At 58.5% G+C, this 15712-nt stretch carries 16 protein-coding genes; 11 read left to right on the top strand and 5 right to left on the bottom strand.

Annotated elements, in window-relative coordinates; translation table 11 throughout:
• The first annotated feature begins 45 nt into the window (after nucleotides 1–45).
• Genes fdhF through BBB56_RS20300 form a run of 4 tightly spaced genes read left to right on the top strand, consistent with a single transcriptional unit; the run spans nucleotide 46 to nucleotide 5804 of the window.
• On the top strand, nucleotides 46–3018 hold the full coding sequence (fdhF, locus tag BBB56_RS20315; protein WP_123802731.1) for a formate dehydrogenase subunit alpha: 2973 nt from the start codon (nucleotides 46–48) through the stop codon (nucleotides 3016–3018).
• On the top strand, nucleotides 3018–3503 hold the full coding sequence (locus BBB56_RS20310) for a DUF1641 domain-containing protein (protein WP_123802730.1): 486 nt from the start codon (nucleotides 3018–3020) through the stop codon (nucleotides 3501–3503). The genes fdhF and BBB56_RS20310 overlap by 1 nt, the downstream gene beginning before the upstream one ends.
• Nucleotides 3496–4863, top strand: coding sequence for a cytochrome ubiquinol oxidase subunit I (locus BBB56_RS20305; RefSeq protein WP_123802729.1), 1368 nt, complete (start codon nucleotides 3496–3498; stop codon nucleotides 4861–4863). Before BBB56_RS20310 ends, BBB56_RS20305 begins: the two co-directional genes overlap by 8 nt.
• Nucleotides 4860–5804, top strand: coding sequence for a cytochrome d ubiquinol oxidase subunit II (locus tag BBB56_RS20300; protein WP_123802728.1), 945 nt, complete (start codon nucleotides 4860–4862; stop codon nucleotides 5802–5804). The genes BBB56_RS20305 and BBB56_RS20300 overlap by 4 nt, the downstream gene beginning before the upstream one ends.
• Here BBB56_RS20300 and clcA read toward each other — a convergent pair.
• Nucleotides 5801–7198: a H(+)/Cl(-) exchange transporter ClcA gene (gene clcA / locus BBB56_RS20295; RefSeq protein WP_370661870.1), complete on the bottom strand. Its 1398-nt coding sequence runs from the start codon at nucleotides 7196–7198 to the stop codon at nucleotides 5801–5803. The two genes, BBB56_RS20300 and clcA, sit on opposite strands and share 4 nt — an antisense overlap.
• A 95-nt stretch (nucleotides 7199–7293) precedes the next feature.
• A complete protein-coding gene (locus BBB56_RS20290; protein ID WP_123802727.1) occupies nucleotides 7294–7971 on the bottom strand; it encodes an SOS response-associated peptidase family protein in 678 nt (225 codons plus the stop codon).
• 165 nt (nucleotides 7972–8136) lie between these two features.
• On the opposite strand from BBB56_RS20290, the gene BBB56_RS20285 reads away from it, so the two are divergent.
• The 3 genes from BBB56_RS20285 to BBB56_RS20280 all read left to right on the top strand — a co-directional run bounded on the left by BBB56_RS20285 (nucleotide 8137) and on the right by BBB56_RS20280 (nucleotide 9652).
• The gene (locus tag BBB56_RS20285; protein ID WP_123802726.1) at nucleotides 8137–8823 is read left to right on the top strand and encodes a hypothetical protein; all 687 of its coding nucleotides are present in this window, start codon (nucleotides 8137–8139) and stop codon (nucleotides 8821–8823) included.
• Between the two features lie 277 nt (nucleotides 8824–9100).
• Nucleotides 9101–9274, top strand: a complete 174-nt coding sequence (locus BBB56_RS23675) for a hypothetical protein (RefSeq protein WP_199756277.1) — start codon at nucleotides 9101–9103, stop codon at nucleotides 9272–9274.
• A gap of 30 nt (nucleotides 9275–9304) precedes the next feature.
• Entirely contained in the window at nucleotides 9305–9652 is a 348-nt protein-coding gene (locus BBB56_RS20280) for a hypothetical protein (protein ID WP_123802725.1), read from the top strand.
• Between the two features lie 38 nt (nucleotides 9653–9690).
• Here the strand turns inward: BBB56_RS20280 and BBB56_RS20275 are convergent, their stop codons facing one another.
• On the bottom strand, nucleotides 9691–10884 hold the full coding sequence (locus BBB56_RS20275) for a zinc-dependent alcohol dehydrogenase (RefSeq protein ID WP_123802724.1): 1194 nt from the start codon (nucleotides 10882–10884) through the stop codon (nucleotides 9691–9693).
• A gap of 291 nt (nucleotides 10885–11175) precedes the next feature.
• On the opposite strand from BBB56_RS20275, the gene BBB56_RS20270 reads away from it, so the two are divergent.
• Nucleotides 11176–11883 carry a phage antirepressor KilAC domain-containing protein gene (locus BBB56_RS20270; RefSeq protein WP_199756276.1) on the top strand — a complete coding sequence of 236 codons (708 nt, stop codon included), beginning with the start codon at nucleotides 11176–11178 and terminating at the stop codon, nucleotides 11881–11883.
• A 65-nt stretch (nucleotides 11884–11948) separates the two neighbouring features.
• Here the strand turns inward: BBB56_RS20270 and BBB56_RS20265 are convergent, their stop codons facing one another.
• Entirely contained in the window at nucleotides 11949–12233 is a 285-nt protein-coding gene (locus BBB56_RS20265) for a DUF1330 domain-containing protein (RefSeq protein WP_123802723.1), read from the bottom strand.
• 3 nt (nucleotides 12234–12236) lie between these two features.
• On the bottom strand, nucleotides 12237–12914 hold the full coding sequence (locus BBB56_RS20260; RefSeq protein ID WP_123802722.1) for a GntR family transcriptional regulator: 678 nt from the start codon (nucleotides 12912–12914) through the stop codon (nucleotides 12237–12239).
• Nucleotides 12915–13370: 456 nt separating this feature from the next.
• Here BBB56_RS20260 and BBB56_RS20255 point away from each other — a divergent pair, with 456 nt between their 5' ends.
• The 3 genes from BBB56_RS20255 to BBB56_RS20245 are packed head-to-tail and all read left to right on the top strand — an operon-like array spanning nucleotide 13371 to nucleotide 15697.
• Nucleotides 13371–13973, top strand: a complete 603-nt coding sequence (locus BBB56_RS20255) for an amino acid synthesis family protein (protein ID WP_123802721.1) — start codon at nucleotides 13371–13373, stop codon at nucleotides 13971–13973.
• Nucleotides 13945–14790 (top strand): alpha/beta fold hydrolase, encoded by an 846-nt coding sequence (locus BBB56_RS20250; protein WP_123802720.1) that lies wholly within the window; start codon nucleotides 13945–13947, stop codon nucleotides 14788–14790. Before BBB56_RS20255 ends, BBB56_RS20250 begins: the two co-directional genes overlap by 29 nt.
• Nucleotides 14777–15697: a flavin reductase family protein gene (locus BBB56_RS20245; protein ID WP_123802719.1), complete on the top strand. Its 921-nt coding sequence runs from the start codon at nucleotides 14777–14779 to the stop codon at nucleotides 15695–15697. Before BBB56_RS20250 ends, BBB56_RS20245 begins: the two co-directional genes overlap by 14 nt.
• The last annotated feature ends 15 nt before the right edge of the window (nucleotides 15698–15712 follow it).

Genomic DNA, 15712 nt, shown 5'->3' with positions numbered 1-15712 from the left:
CACGCTGGCTGGATGCCGATTGCAATGTCGAGAACGAGGCGTTAAATGTCAGAAAAAACCTGTACCATTATTTATAATGGCGAACCCCTGGTGGGCGCTATTAATCAGCCCTTGATCGACTTTCTTACCGAGCAGGGAAAAAAACTGCCCCATGTCTGTTACCATCCGGCGCTACAACCGCTGGAAACCTGTGATGTCTGCTGGGTTGAAGCGAATGGGGAACGAGTACGCGGCTGTACGCTGCGCACCTTCCAGGGGCTGGAGATCAACAGCGAAGGGGAATGGCCGCGCGCCGCGCAGCAGGAAGGGATGGACCGCATCCTTAATCGGCACGAGCTTTACTGCACCGTATGCGAACATAACACTGGCGACTGTACGCTGCACAATACCGTCGCGGATATGCATATTCCGATTCAGTACTATCCTTACCAGCGTAAACCCACCGGAAAAGACCATTCGAACCCCTTTTACACCTACGATCCCGATCAGTGCATTCTGTGCGGGCGCTGTGTGGAAGCCTGTCAGAACGTCGAGGTCAACGAAACCCTCAGCATCGACTACACCCAGGAGCATCCGCGCGTGCTCTGGGACGGCGGCACGCAAATTGCCGGTTCGAGCTGCGTGAGCTGCGGCCATTGCGTAACGGTCTGCCCCTGTAACGCGCTGCTGGAAAAAACCATGCAGCCCGACGCGGGTCCCTTTACCGCAATGGATGAAGGGCTGAAGCGACCCATGATCGACTTCGTAAAATCGCTGGAAAACAGCATTGGCATGGAGCCGATCACCGGCATTTCGCTGATTGACGATGCGCTGCGGCAGGCGGAAATCAAACGCACGAAAACCGTCTGCACCTACTGCGGCGTTGGATGCAGCTTTGAAATCTGGACGCGCGATCGGCATATCCTGAAGGTGCAGCCGGTGGCCGACGCGCCCGCCAACGGAATTTCTACCTGCGTGAAAGGCAAATTCGGCTGGGATTTCGTCAACAGCCCTCATCGCCTGACCACGCCGCTGATCCGCGAAAATGGCCGTTTTCGTCCGGCCAGCTGGGACGAAGCGCTGGATCGGGTGGCGCAAGGCCTGCGGGATGTGGCGCGCCAGTACGGCGGCGACGCCATCGGCTTTATCGGCTCCAGCAAGGCCAGCAATGAAGAGGCCTATCTGACGCAGAAAATCGCCCGACTGATCTTCGGCACTAATAATGTCGATAACTCGTCGCGCTACTGCCAGAACCCGGCGACCGAAGGCCTGTTCCGCACCGTAGGCTACGGCGGCGATGCAGGGACGATCCGCGATCTACAGAAAACCGATTTGATTATTACCGTCGGCAGCAATCTGGCGGAGAACCATCCGGTTATCGCGTCGCACATCAAGCAGAGCCACAAGCACCGTGGACAGAAGCTGCTGGTGGTGGATCCGCGCCGTCATGAAATGGCCGAACGCGCCGATCAGTTCCTGCGTATTAAGCCCGGCACCGATATAGTCTGGGCCTCGGCGATGTCGAAGTATATGTTCGACAAAGGCTATGCCGACGAGGCGTTTCTGGCGCAGCGCGTCAATCAGGTCGAGGAGTATCGCGCCTCGCTTGCGCCTTTTACTCTGGAATTTGCCAGCGAGGTTACCGGACTCAGCGTTGAGGAACTCACCTCGGCGGCGGAAATGATCGGGCAGGCGGAGAGCGTTTGTCTGCTGTGGGCCATGGGCATTACTCAGCATAGTCATGGCGCCGACACCAGCACCGCGCTGTCCAATTTGCTGCTGGTGACGGGCAACTACGGACGCCCCGGCACCGGCGGCTATCCGATGCGCGGTCATAACAATGTGCAGGGCGCCAGCGACTTTGGCTGCCTGAGCAACGTTTACCCTGGCTACGAAAAAGTTACCGATCCGGCGATGCGCGAGAAGTGGGCGCGCGCCTGGGGCGTTACGCCTGAGGAACTCTCCGATAAGGCTGGGTCTGATAATTTCATGATGGTGCAGCACGCGCATGAGGGAAAACTGCGCGCTATGTATATCACGGGCGAAGAGACGGCCTTCTCCGACGCCGACTCCACGAAAGTGCATGAGGCCTTCAGCCGCCTCGACTTTATGGTGGTGCAGGACATCTTTATGAGCCGTACCGCCGAATTTGCCGATGTGGTGCTGCCAGGCTGTCCCAGCGTGGAGAAAGAGGGCACCTTCGTTAATACCGAACGCCGCATTCAGCATTTTTCACCAGCCATGAAACCGCTGGGCGACAGCCGTCCCGACTGGCAAATCTTTACCGAACTGGCGGCGCGCCTCGGTCATCACTGGAACTACCCCAATCCCGGCGCGATTATGGCGGAAGCCGCCGGTATCGCAGAGATATTCGCTGGCGTCAGCTACGAGCGTCTGGTGGGCTGGCAGTCGCAGATTTGGCCAGTGACGCCGGACGGCGAGAGCACGCCGCTGCTCTACACCAAAAAATTTACCTTCCCCGACGGCAAAGCGCGCCTCTATCCGCTGAGCTGGCAGCCGCCAATGGAAGAGGCGGACGAAGAGTACGATCTGATGCTGGACAATGGCCGCATGCTGGAACACTTCCAGTCGACCAACCAGACCGGTCAGGGCGGTCGCATGTTGTCGCTATCGCCTAACTGGTTTGTGGAGATCTCGCCGCAGCTGGCGCAGGCGCGCGGCCTGAAAGAGGGCGAGTGGGTTGAACTTAAATCGCGGCGCGGCACGGTAGAGGTGCCGGTGGTGGTTACCGATCGCGTGGCGGGAAACCTGCTGTTTATTCCTATTCACCACGGCAAGCCAGGGGTTAACGGGCTGACCGGCGAGCATCACGATCCAGACGTCAATACGCCGGCTTACAAAGAGATCGCGGTCAGCATGACCCGACTGACGCGCGCGCCGCAGCCGAACCCTATTCCGCGCCATAATTTCCGCCACGGGCAGCGCACGCCGCTGGATCACGTTCCGGTGGAGCAGAAGTGGCGGCAGGACGGCTACCGTCAGCCGCCTGAACACGTAGAACATCCGGAGAAATTTTAATGGCAGAACGACTCTCCTATACCGTACCGCCGACGCGCACCGAAGCCACCGCCCAGGAGGCGATGGATGAACTGGTGGAGAATCTGCACCAGCACGGTTTTTTGCGTCTGGCAAATGACGCCATCAAAGCCAACAACGATATTGGCAAGATTCTGGTAGCCGGGCTGAACCGACCGGGAACGCAGAGCGCGATCCAGAATCTCTCCCTGATCATGATGACGCTGAGTACCATTCCGCCGGAACGGCTTAATCATATTCTGCTGGCGCTGCGCGATGCCGCCCTGGCGATGAAGCCCGCCAGCGACGCCACGCAGCAGGAGCATGCCGCGCCCGGCATCCGCGGCGTGCTGCATCTGTTGAATGACGAAAAATTATGGCAGGGACTGCGGCCGCTGTTCGCCGCGCTGGAGGCGTTTTCCGCAGGCATGCAGCGCGAGGAGGAGAAGCCGATTACCCGTTACAGCGGAAAACCGAGCAATGAGTGACGCTGAGTGGGTGCTGCTGCTGTCGCGCGGGCAGTTTGCGCTGACGATGGGGATGCATATTACCCTGGCGGCGCTGACGCTCGGACTGTCGCCCTTTTTGCTGTGGTTTGAAGCGCGCTGGCTGTGGGGCAAACAGCCAGGCGCGCGCGAGGCGCTGCACTTCTGGCTAAAGGTGTTTGCCCTGACGGTGGCGATCGGCGCGGTCTCCGGCGTCATTATGGAAGTGCAGTTCGGCACGCACTGGTCGGGGCTGTCGCAAAAGGTCGGCGGCGTAATCGGCCCGCTGCTGTTTTATGAAGTGCTGGTGGCCTTTTTTCTGGAGTCGGGGCTGACCGGCGTGATGCTGTTTGGCATGGGTAAAATCAGACCGGGCATTCATTTTATCGTGACCTGCTTTGTGACGCTGGGCGCGCTGCTGAGCGCGTTCTGGATCCTGGCTGCCAACTCCTGGCTCCAGACGCCGAGCGGTTTTATCCGTGATGAGAGCGGGCGGTTTTTACCAGAGGGCTGGACGATGGTGCTCTCCGCGCCGTCATTTCCCTGGCGCTTCAGCCATATGCTGCTCGCCTCATTCATTGCCGTGGCGTTTATGATGGCAGGCGTGGCGGCGCGTCGCCTGTTGCTTAACGTTCAGGAGCAGGCCGCGCGGCGTATGCTCACCGCCGCGCTCAGCTTTACCCTGGTCGCGGTGCCTTTGCAGGTCGTGGTGGGCGATCTGCATGGCGAGAATACCCTGGCGCATCAGCCCGCCAAGCTGGCGGCGATCGAAGGCAGCTGGCATCAGCCTGCGGCTGACAGGGGCGAGCCGCTGCGGCTCTTTGCCTTGCCCGATCAACAGGCGCAGCGCAACCGGCTGGAGGTGGCCATTCCCAATATCGCGTCGCTCTATCTGCGTCATAACCTTTCCGGCCATATCAAAAGTCTGAGCGAGTTTGATGCACAAACCCTTCCGCCGGTCGCGCCGGTATTTTTCGCTTTTCGGCTGATGGTGGGGCTGGGAATGGTGATGCTCCTCGCCAGCCTGGTGGCTAACGTGCAGCACTGGCGAGGCAGGCTCACCACGTCGCCTCGTCTGCTAAAGATGCTGGTATGGCTGTCGCCCGCCGGATTTATCGCCATGCTCTCCGGCTGGATGGTGACCGAAATTGGCCGCCAGCCCTGGACGGTGTACGGCATGTTGCGCACCTCAGACAGTATTTCGGCGCTGTCTTTCTCAACAACCGTGACCATTCTTGCAGCCATAGTGGTGGTATACGCGCTGAGTTTCGCGCTGGGTCTGCGCTATCTGCTGCGTCTGGTGAGTTCGCCCTTGCAGCCAGGAAATGACGTTGTCACGCAAGAGATCAGGACGTCGCCATGACTATCGCCGATTTCGCCGCGCTGGCGCTGCTGCTTTCAATGCTGATCTATGTGCTGCTTGATGGCACCGACCTTGGCGTGGGTATGCTTTTTCTCCTGTTTCATCAGGAGTCGCAGCGTAAAAGAATGGTAGACAGCATTCTGCCCATCTGGGACGCCAATGAAACCTGGCTGGTGCTGCTGGCCGGCGGCATGTTTGCGCTTTTTCCTCCCGTCTATAGCATGCTGTTCAACACTCTGTGCGGGCCGGTTTTCGCTATGGTGCTGGCGCTGTTTCTACGCGGGCTGGCGCTGGAGTATCGCGCGCAGGCGCAGGAAGCCTTTCGTCACTGGCTGGATCGGCTGATGTGCGCCAGTTCACTGCTGGCCGCCTTTCTTCAGGGATGGTGCGCGGGCGTGGTGTTCAGCGCGGAGCCGCAGCGGGGGCTGGAAACGGGCTTTACTCTGACGCCGCTGCTGTGCGGCCTGGGGCTGGTGGTGATCTATCTGCTGCTCGGCTGCTGCTGGATCCGCTGGCGGATCGGCGAGGACGTTGATGACCAGGCCAGCGCGTTGGCCTGGCTCTGCTGGGTGCTGTCGCTGGTGATCTTTCTCTCGGTTCTGCTGCTTAATCGCGACATCTGGATGACCAGCTGGCAGCGCTGGCCGGGAAAAGTGGCCATCTCGCTTATCTTTACGCTCTGGCTTGCCCAGCTGCTGGCTCTGTGGCGCGGTCGCGCCACCTGGCAACTGGCGCTAACGCTGGGGTTAATCAGCGCCGTGTTTGCCGGTGTCGCCTGCGGTTTCTATCCCTGGCTGATCCCCTATCAGCAGGATTTGCAGCGCAGCGCCGCGTCAGCGGTGACGCAGCGCTTTGTGCTGATCGGCGCCGCTATCATTATGCCGCTCACGCTGCTCTATCACAGCTGGGCCTTCTGGGTCTTTCGCGGCAAGGTGCGTTAGGGCTTGCCGCTCTCTGCCTGCTGACGCGCCAGGGTTCTTGCCAGAATAGAAGAGTAGAGCGGCTTGCCGCCGAGAAACTGCGCCAGCAGCGTCGCGCCCAGGCCGGTAACGATCATCGGCAGGATCAGCTGATAGTTATCGGTCATCTCCAGCACCAGCACAATGCCGGTCAGCGGCGCGCGCACCGATGCGGCAAGCAGCGCGCCCATACCTGCGATAGCGAAGGTTGCCGGTTGCAGGTGATAGAGCGGAAAGAGATCGGCCATCAGCACGCCATAGGCGGTGCCGAGCAGCGTGCCCAGCGCCAGCATCGGCGCAAAAATGCCGCCCGGCGCGCCGGAACTAAAACAGAGCAGAGTGGTAACCAGCCGGATAGCGAAGATTATCAGCAGCGCGCCAAAGGTAAACTGGCCGCCCGCCGCCTGAGGGATCAGCTCAAAGCCGCCGCCGGTGCCAGGCGCGAACCACAGCGCCAGCACGCCGCAGCCGCCGCCCAGCACGCCGCCAGTGGCAACCGCTCGCCAGAGACGACCGGCGTAGAGACGCGCAAAGGCATCCTGACAGAGAAAAATCAGGCGATTAAACAGCACGCCCACCATGCCAAACAGCATGCCCAGCACCAGATAGAGCCAGAGCGTCTGCACCGGCGCATCCGCCAGTTTGCCGACTGAAATTACCGGACTAGCCCCGTTCACCAGACGAAACACGATGCTCGCCATAATCACGCCGGTAAACACGGCCTTAATCGAGATGAGGTTATAGCGGAACTGCGGACGCATCTCTTCAATGATAAACAGGATACCGGCCAGCGGCGCGTTGAACGCGGCGGCCAGACCCGCAGCCGCGCCGGTCGCCAGCAGCGAGTGGCGAGCTTCGTCGCTGCGGATACGCAGCAGGTCGAGCACCATACGGCCGATATTGCCGCCAAGCTGCACCGTCGGTCCTTCGCGCCCCAGCACCATACCTGCGCCAAGCGTGCCCATACCGCCGAAAAACTTCACAGGGATCACGCGCCACCAGCGCACCGGACGCAGCTCTTCCAGCGCCCCCTCGATTTCAGGGATGCCGGAGCCGGCGGCTTCGGGCGCAAAGTGGCGAACCAGGAAGTAGCCTGCCATCGCCAGCAGCGCGGAGAGCAGAAAGGCGAGCGCGTAGAGCGTCCAGCCTGAGTAGAGCGTTGGACTGGCCCAGGCGAAACGGAGATGCTGAACCCAGCTGACCGCTTTGGCAAAGGCGCTGCCCACCAGCCCGACAAGCACGCCTACCAGGGCGGCGGAGATAAGCACCGCAACGGGCGTTTTATCGCGGTTAAGCAACGCCCGGAACATGCGGTTGCGTGCCGGGATGGACTGAGGAACATTGACCGAGGAGTGCGCTTCGTTGTTCACTGTCATTCACTGCTGTTGAAAAAGAAGGAAGAAGTTTACTGCAATCTTTTTTCCCCGTCCCGTTTTGCAAGCTGCGAATTCCCCACGGCAGCCGCGCTGGACTAGCTGGTTTCCGCCGTCTCCTGAATCATCTCTTCACCCTGATTATGAATGTTGCCGACTTTCTTCGTCACCGGATGCCAGCGGAAGGCGCTTTCAGGCAGGGCCGCCTGTTCGGTAAGTTTTTGCGCCCGCTCCGGCGAGGTTTCCGCGCTCAGCCACTCCTCTACCGCATCGGCGCGCAGCACCAGCGGACGGCGGTCGTGAATGTCCACCATGCCTTTATTGCTGGCGGAGGTGACAATAACAAAGCCTTCGTGGCCGTGCTCTTTATCGAAGGGCGCCTTGCCGATTGCCGCGAAGAACAGCGGCTCGCCATGCTGGTGATAGATAAAGTAGGGCTGTTTGCGCGATCCCTCTTTTTTCCATTCGAACCAGCCGTCTGCCGGAACAACGGCGCGGCCATGATGCCACAGCGGTTTGAACATCCGGCCGGTAGGCGCGGTTTCACTGCGCGCGTTAATCAACGGCTGTTTGTGCCACCATTCGGGTCCATAGCCCCAGAATACCGGATCGAGGTGTAAATGCTCATCGCGCATATTCAGCAACAGCACGCGGGTACCGGGCGCGACGTTATAACGCCCCACGGGCTGGGGATCGTAAATCAGCTCGTCATCGTCAATGCCGAGGGCGTCAAAATAGTCGTCCCGGCTGCGGTATTGCGCAAAGCGTCCACACATAGTTGTCACCTCCGCTGTTAAGCATAGCCTTCTTGTGAGTAAATCAGACAGATAACTAAAGCTTAGCGGTTTGAGACCGTTAATAAGGGAAGGTTGTCCTGCGCCGTATGCGCTGTATGTCAGCCACGGCACAGGATTGTCAGGGATGTTAAAAAGGAACAACTCGTGAAAATAAATGTTATTGCGGCTGGCGCGCTGTCTGTCACGCTGCTTGCAGGATGCGCAGGCGGTAAGAAACCCACGGTAGTAACAGGCGCTGAAGGCAGTCGGCTGGAAGTCCTGACGACGCTGGCGCAGCCAGATATGAACGGCAATCACTATGCCGACGATCATCTGCGCGTCGTCGGACCGGCCTCGACGGGTGTCGTAGCGGGCCTGACCGCGGTCGGCGTCCTGCTGGGCGGTGCCAGTATAAGCAGCGATATGTTTGATAAAAAGGGTTATCGGGGCACGAAGGTTGATGCCTTGTCTGAGCCGACCAGCCGCTATTTCGCACCCAGGGCGGAGGCGAAAATCGCTGAATACCTGAACAAACAGGGGGGAAGTTACGTCTATCAGGATACCCTGATCATCGGCGCATCGCACTGGTCGCTGGTCTACAGCGATCTCTCTACCGCCAACAGCAATTACGATCTCTCTTACCGCGTTATCTTCTATAAGCGCCCGGAAGGCGGCAACGTCTTTAGCGCCTTTACGATGGCCGACTGCGCGCCAGCAGCAAAAACCGCGCCATTAGCAGACTGGAAGGCCAATAATTATCAGAAAGTGACGCAGGAAACGGAAAAAATGATGGATGCCTGCCTGCTGGAGCTGGATAACCAGCTGCCGCGTCTGCTGAAAAAAGCCTCCTGACGTCACGCCGAAACAGAAACGCTGCGCGGCAGCGTTTTAATACGGCGTAAAGGCCGAAGCGTTTTTTGCTGCAAAAAGGCGACGGCGTTTATCCTTAACGACTGGATTAACCTTTTCATCAAAATGAAATCGTCGTCGCCCGTCAGTCGCGCCAGCAGGACGTGATTATTTAAGCGTAACGCGACACCCTGTCGCCTGTGTATTTATTTTCTCTGATGCGAATACTCTGCAAAAACTGTCTATCCTTCTAGTAAATAAATGACTTTAAGGAGGGAAGATGAAGTTTTTCTATTTCGTTTCGCTTATCGCCTCTGCGGGCTATCTGCTCGCCTTTCTGCCCAAACTCCGCACCAAACGTGAACCCGTCGCTTACTGGGGATGCTGGGCTTATCTGGCCGCTAACGCTATTTACTGGGCGATCTATGCGCTACGTTATTATTTCCATTTTTAACAGCAGATATATTCTGCCGCAGGAGAATCTATGCCTGAAAATAAACGTGACCTGATGCCTTATTTACTCTACTACTGCCAGTCCCGCCTGCTGGTGGAAAATATTGACGGCCATGTGGTCGATATTGGCGGCGCAGAACAGGTTGGCGGCAAGCTGCGCTGGCAGCTTGACGGCAAAGATGCCAAAGGCACCTCGGAAAACGAGGCTGATGAGATGCTTCAGGAGGTGGCGCAGCATCTGAGTTTTTTATTTGTCGACGGGCAGTTTACCAGCCTGCCGGATGTGCGGGGCGAGTATGGCGACCGGCTGGATAACGCGCCATCGCGCGAGATCTCCCTCTCTGAGCTGAACGACCAGGATGAAGATACGGTGCGTTAAACATTGACGGGCTGCCTGAGGCAGCCCGTGCGGCCGTTTTAGCTGGCAGCGCGCTGTGATGCCATGCCCGGCACCAGAATAACCTTGCGGCAATCCTCTTTGCGCTTCTCAAAAATCTCATAGCCGTGCGCCGCATCTTCCAGCGGCATATGATGCGTCACAATCTCTTCAGGCGTTAACAGCCCCTGCTCGATCAGCGACAGCAGACGCGGCAGGTAGGCCTGTACGTGCGTCTGGCCCATTTTAAAGGTTAACCCTTTGTCGAAAGCGTCGCCGAAAAGGAAACCGTGGATAAAACCGGCATAGACGCCCGGCACGCTGACAATGCCGCCGCGTCGCACCGCCGCAATACACTGACGCAACGCTTTGCCGCTGCTGCCTTCCAGCTTCAGGTTGCTCAGCACGGTTTCGGTCAGGCTGCCTTTGGCTTCGAACCCGACCGCATCGATAACGGCATCGACGCCGCGGTGGTTTTTGGTGTGCTCGATAATCCAGTCGGCGGGATCGTCGATGTCATCGAAGTTGATTGGCGTGACGCCGTAACGCTCGCGAGCGAACGCCAGCCGGTAGTTGTTATGGTCGATCATAAAAATCTCTTCCGCGCCGACCAGACGCGCGCAGGCGGCGCTCAGCAACCCGACCGGGCCTGCGCCGAAAATCGCGACGCTGGAACCCTTCTCCAGGCCGGCATTCTGCACCGCCTGCCAGGCGGTCGGCAGAATATCGGACAGAAACAAGACTTTGTCATCCGGCAGCGCCAGCGGCACCTTAAAAGGCCCGACGTTGGCTTTCGGCACGCGCACATACTCCGCCTGTCCGCCAGGCACGCCGCCGTAAAGGTTGCTGAAGCCGAACAGCGCGGCGGGCGGCGTAATACTTTTTTTATTCAGGATGGCGCCGCGTCCACTGTTGGTATTTTCACAGGCGGCGTACTGATGCAGATGGCAGAAAAAACAGTCGCCACAGGCGATGACAAAAGGCACCACCACGCGATCGCCGATGGCGACGTTTGTTACCGCTGTGCCGGCTTCCACCACTTCGCCCATAAACTCATGGCCAAAAATTTCGCCATGCTCGGTGCCGGGAATTTTGCCGCGATAGAGGTGCAGATCGGAGCCGCAGATAGCCGTGGCCGTTACGCGCAAAATAATGTCGTCTGGCTCATGCAGAATGGGATCGGGAACGGTTTCAACGCGAACCTTATGCGGGCCATGATAAGTCAGTGCTCTCATATTAACGTCCTTTCTTGATGGCGATGCCGGTTAGCGCGGCGGGGAGCGGAGCGTCTTCCGCCGCGTAGGCTGTCTCCCCTGACAGCGAGACAGGGTTAAAGACAATCGCAGGGGATGGAGTAAAGCCTGGTCGCTGCCACAGGTTAAGCAAGCGCGGCGGCTGTTGCGCAATCAGGCGAGGCGGTGAGTTCTTATGAAAACGCTTAAAAAAAATACTGGATATAACAACAGTATCCTGTATACTTATTCAACAGCCCGAACGGCTGGGTACGTTTGCATGAGGTGACGCTGATGATGTTCTCTACTGAAAATCTTTCTGCTCTCAACGCTTCTGTCCTGATGAGCAGCCGTGAAATTGCCCGACTGATCGGCATCACTCACGGTGAAGTAAAACGTTTGATCAAGAGCCTGGAGACCGCCCAGCGGCTTTCGCAGCCGGTCACGATCAACCTTTACGAGCATGAAGGAGAGATGCGTCAGGAGTTTTGCCTGAACAAGCGCGACTCGCTGTTAGCCGTGGCGCGCCTGTCGCCGGGTTTTACCGCCGATCTGCTGGACAAATGGCAGGAGCGGGAAAAAGTGGCGCATCTGCCTGACTTTACTAACCCTGCGGAAGCGGCGCGCGCCTGGGCCGAACAGTTCGAGCAGCGTCGCGCGGCGGAACAGCAGCTGGCGCTTTCCGCCCCAAAGGCGGAATTTTTCGATCGGTTCGTTGAGGTCACGGACTCGCTCGGCTTCCGTCAGCTATGCAAGATGCTGAAGGTTAAAGAACCTGATTTCCGTCAGTTCCTGCTGGAGCGGAACATCATGTATCGCGACAAAGGCACGCTGACGCCGCAGCATCATCATATGCAGGCGGGTTACTTTACGCTGCGCTCAGGCACAGGTGAAAACCAGCATGCGTTTTCGCAGGCGCGCTTTACCGCTAAAGGGGTGAAGTGGGTAGCCAGCCTGTGGGCAGGGCATATCGCCACGCAGCACAAAGGCGTCGCTGCCTGAACCTCGCTGAGATAAAAGCCGGTCGCTGACCGGTTTTTTTATGCCTTAAACAGGGTGCCGCTGGCTTACAGACTCTCGACGATAGCGATCATCGCCTCGGCAACGTGAGCGCGTTCTGCCCGCGCGCGCTGATAGGCTTCTGAGTGGTAACAGGCCAGCGCGCTCTGATAGTCATCAAACTCAATCAGCACGTGCTTCTGAAAGACGTTACCCTCCAGCGTTGTCGCCTCGCCGCCGCGCGCCAGAAAACGCGCATTGAACTGCTTAAACGCGGCAGGGGCGAGATCCATGTAGCGCTGATACTGCGCGGCATCGTGGACAGTTACGTGTGCAATCCAGTATGCGGCCATGCTTTACTCCTGCTGGGAAAGGATCTGTTTCGCCAGGCTGGCGGCTTCGCTGAGGTGCTCAAAGACGGCTTGCCTGGCGCGCGGCGCATCATTCTCTTCAATAGCCTGACAGATGCGTGACATACGCTCAAAACCCGCCACCTCTCGCTCTGGCCAGGCGAGAGTCAGAGCGCGTAGCCGACTGATTCGGCTGTTCATGCGCTGCACGATCTCCCAGGCGATAGTGTGTTTCGCCACGCGGAACAGGGTTTCGTAAAAAGCCTGAGACGCCTCGACGCGTTTGATATCGTCATGCTCGCGCGATGCCTGGGCGATATGCTGAAGCTGCTGGCGCAGCAGCGCCTTGTCGGCATCCGTCGCGCGCTGCGCGCAGTCATAGGCCGCTTCCTGCTCCAGCAGCAGGCGAATGTTATAGATCTGCTCGGCGATCTCCCACGTCAGTACCGCCACGATAGGACCTTTTTTCGGCAGGATCTCAATCAGCCCCTCGGCTTCCAGATAGCGGATCACCTCGCGTACCACGCTGCGGCTGACGCCGAGCTGTTCAGTAAGCTGACGCTCCACCAGCCGATCGCCCGCTTTGAAGTAGCCGGCGATAATTGCCTGCCGTACCTTGTTAAGCGCCAGCTCACGCAGCGTGACCGGCGTATTTTCAATTTTCAGCGAGTGGTTATCGACCATCAAATCCCTCTGTATTTAATAAGATAAATAAAAATCACGCCTGGCCGGCAGCGCCGGAGCAGGACTTACTATTAACACCGAATAATCCAGATGCGCAACGACGCGCCGTTCAGCGTAGCGGGGAGAATGCCCCTAAATCTGGCCCGCCTCACACTTTTGCATTCTGCTTAAAAATAGTTCAATACCCTCTTGTCCTGAAGACAATGCCTTGAAGAGCCGACGTTTTTTGCCGGTAGCTTTAAACATTGCTGCCAGACGCCTGTTTTGAATCCGTTCAGGCCCACTTCCGAAAAACTCTCTCCTAATCAGTATCCTGGAGCAAAAACCACACTGCCCGGCCATCCTGAAATGATATGTCATATGATGGTATACCATATTTTGACATGGCAATTTCCGTAATGCTATACCACTCCCGAAACATTCACTTAGCAATTTTTTAACTTTCAGGAGAGGACTATGCATCCCGCCATTCGTAAAACGCTGGTGACGACCGAAACGCTGTATGTTGACGGCGGCAAAGCTGCCGCTAAGCCGCTGGTAATGATCGCCGCCGCCGCCGTGGTGAAAAATCCCTGGGACGGTCAGGGCTACGTTGACGATCTCGCGCCGCAGATCCGTGAATTTGCCCCTGTGCTGGGCGAGCTGCTCACCAGCCTGATCCTGAAAGAGGCGGGCGGGGGCGAAAATGTCGAGGCCTTTGGTAAAAGCGCCGTTGTCGGTCTGGATGGCGAACTGGAGCACGCCTCCGCGCTGATCCATACCCTGCACTTTGGCAATCACTACCGTAGCGCGGTACAGAGCAAAAGCTATCTGGCCTTCAACAACACGCGCGGCCCGGCCAACACCCCGGTGCTAATCCCCATGATGCACAAAAACGATGAAGGCAGCCGCGAACACTACCTGACCATGCAGTTCACTATCGGCGACGCGCCGCGCTACGACGAAATCGTTATCGCCCTGGGCGCGGCGCTGGGTGGACGCCCGCACCACCGTATCGGTAATCGTTACTCCGACCTGAAAGAGTTAGGCCATGATGCGAAAAACCCAGCAGCTGTGTAACAGCCAGATGCGCGTCAGCTATCTCGAAGCCGGAACAGGCACGCCGCTGGTGCTAATCCACGGCGTCGGGATGAACGCTGAATCCTGGTTTCCCCAGATTGAGGCGCTAAGCGCGCGCTTTCGCGTTATCGCGGTGGATATGCCCGGCCACGGTGAAAGCGACGCCTTTAGTCGACCGGTGACGCTGCCGGACTATGTCGCCTGGCTGGCGGAGTTTCTGGAGCAGCGCGCGGAATCCCGCTTCGCTGTCGCCGGGCATTCAATGGGCGCGCTGATTACCGCCGGGCTGGCGATTAGCCATCCGGAGCAGGTGAGTCATGCCATTGTGATGAGCGGCGTCTACCGCCGTAGCGATGCGGCGCGTCAGGCTGTATTGCAGCGCGCTCAGGAGCTGGCGGCGGGCAGTGCGCAGCTGGATTCACCGCTGACGCGCTGGTTTGGCGAAGATGAAAGCGAGGCGGCGCTGCGCGAACGCGTGGGCCGCTGGCTTCAGCAGGTCGACGTGCAGGGCTATGCCGCCGCCTATCAGGCCTTTGCCAGCGGCGATGAAATTTATGCCGACCGCTGGGACGAAATCGCCTGTCCGGTGCTGGTGCTGACCGGCGAGCTGGATGCTAATTCAAATCCGCAGATGGCGCGAGCAATGGCCGACGCCGCGCCGTTCGGCCAGGCGGTGATTATCGCTAATGCGCGCCATATGGTGAGCCTGACCGACGCGCAGCGCGTTAATCAGGAAATTATCGCCTTTCTCAACGCGCCCGCTGCCGCCGGGCGTTCACCCCACGCACTTGCAGGAGTGTCTCATGCAGACAGATAAACGCAGACAGCTGCGCGACGCATTCGGCGCGTTTATGACCGGCGTCACCGTAGTGACCAGTCGTGACGCGGCGGGCCAGCCGATTGGCTTTACCGCTAACTCTTTTACCTCGGTGTCGCTCGAACCGGCGCTGCTGCTGGTCAGCATCGATAAGCGTTCCGCCAATTTCGCCAACTTCACCACCTGCTCATCCTTTGCGGTCAATATCCTGGCGGAGCGGCAGAAAGAGACCTCGAATATCTTCGCGTCTAAGGTAGAGGATCGCTTCGCTCTGGTTGAGTGGCATGCCAGCGAGAACGGCACGCCGCTGCTGGAGGGCAGCTCGGCCTGGTTCGACTGCTCGCTGCATCAGGTGGTGGACGCGGGAGATCATGCGCTGCTAATCGGCAAGGTCGAAGGCTTTGATTCGCAGGCGACGGCAGGGCTGGGCTACTACCGCGGCGCCTATTTTACGCCTTATCACAATGCGGAGACGCTGATTAATCGTCTCAGCGTTGAGGTCAGCGCGCTGATCGAATGCAACGGCCATGCGGTGATGGTGCAGAAAGCGGGCACAGCCTGTCTGCCGTCGCGGCATGTCGCCGACGGCAGCGTCAGCGAGACCCTTAACGCGCTGATCGCGGAACTGGGAGTAAACGCCAACCCCGGCTTCGTCTATTCGGTCTATGAGGATCGCCAGCATAACAAGCAGCACATCGTGTTTCTTTGCGCGCTGCCCACCGACAGCAAGCCTGGCGCGCTGCGTCAGGGCGAATGGCTGGATCTGGAAAAAATTTCTGCGTTGTCCATCAAAGATTCGGCGCTGAAATCGCTGATGAATCGCTTCGTCAGAGAGAATAGCGTCGGCAATTACAGCATCTACTACGGCGATGAAAGCAACGGTTCAATAAAACAATTCGCCAGCTGAAATCTGTACCGGAGT

Source organism: Candidatus Pantoea deserta (assembly GCF_003813865.1).
Lineage (GTDB): Bacteria > Pseudomonadota > Gammaproteobacteria > Enterobacterales > Enterobacteriaceae > Pantoea > Pantoea deserta.
Note: the sequence above shows the minus strand (reverse complement) of the source record. Positions and strands in the feature narration are given on the sequence as shown.

Excerpts from the sequence above, each read along its gene's own strand:
- fdhF (WP_123802731.1), top strand. The coding sequence starts at position 46 with ATGTCAGAAAAAACCTGTACCATTATTTATAATGGCGAACCCCTGGTG.
- BBB56_RS20310 (WP_123802730.1), top strand. The coding sequence starts at position 3,018 with ATGGCAGAACGACTCTCCTATACCGTACCGCCGACGCGCACCGAAGCC.
- BBB56_RS20305 (WP_123802729.1), top strand. The coding sequence starts at position 3,496 with ATGAGTGACGCTGAGTGGGTGCTGCTGCTGTCGCGCGGGCAGTTTGCG.
- BBB56_RS20300 (WP_123802728.1), top strand. The coding sequence starts at position 4,860 with ATGACTATCGCCGATTTCGCCGCGCTGGCGCTGCTGCTTTCAATGCTG.
- clcA (WP_370661870.1), bottom strand. The coding sequence starts at position 7,198 with ATGACAGTGAACAACGAAGCGCACTCCTCGGTCAATGTTCCTCAGTCC.
- BBB56_RS20290 (WP_123802727.1), bottom strand. The coding sequence starts at position 7,971 with ATGTGTGGACGCTTTGCGCAATACCGCAGCCGGGACGACTATTTTGAC.
- BBB56_RS23675 (WP_199756277.1), top strand. The coding sequence starts at position 9,101 with ATGAAGTTTTTCTATTTCGTTTCGCTTATCGCCTCTGCGGGCTATCTG.
- BBB56_RS20280 (WP_123802725.1), top strand. The coding sequence starts at position 9,305 with ATGCCTGAAAATAAACGTGACCTGATGCCTTATTTACTCTACTACTGC.
- BBB56_RS20275 (WP_123802724.1), bottom strand. The coding sequence starts at position 10,884 with ATGAGAGCACTGACTTATCATGGCCCGCATAAGGTTCGCGTTGAAACC.
- BBB56_RS20270 (WP_199756276.1), top strand. The coding sequence starts at position 11,176 with ATGATGTTCTCTACTGAAAATCTTTCTGCTCTCAACGCTTCTGTCCTG.
- BBB56_RS20265 (WP_123802723.1), bottom strand. The coding sequence starts at position 12,233 with ATGGCCGCATACTGGATTGCACACGTAACTGTCCACGATGCCGCGCAG.
- BBB56_RS20260 (WP_123802722.1), bottom strand. The coding sequence starts at position 12,914 with ATGGTCGATAACCACTCGCTGAAAATTGAAAATACGCCGGTCACGCTG.
- BBB56_RS20255 (WP_123802721.1), top strand. The coding sequence starts at position 13,371 with ATGCATCCCGCCATTCGTAAAACGCTGGTGACGACCGAAACGCTGTAT.
- BBB56_RS20250 (WP_123802720.1), top strand. The coding sequence starts at position 13,945 with ATGATGCGAAAAACCCAGCAGCTGTGTAACAGCCAGATGCGCGTCAGC.
- BBB56_RS20245 (WP_123802719.1), top strand. The coding sequence starts at position 14,777 with ATGCAGACAGATAAACGCAGACAGCTGCGCGACGCATTCGGCGCGTTT.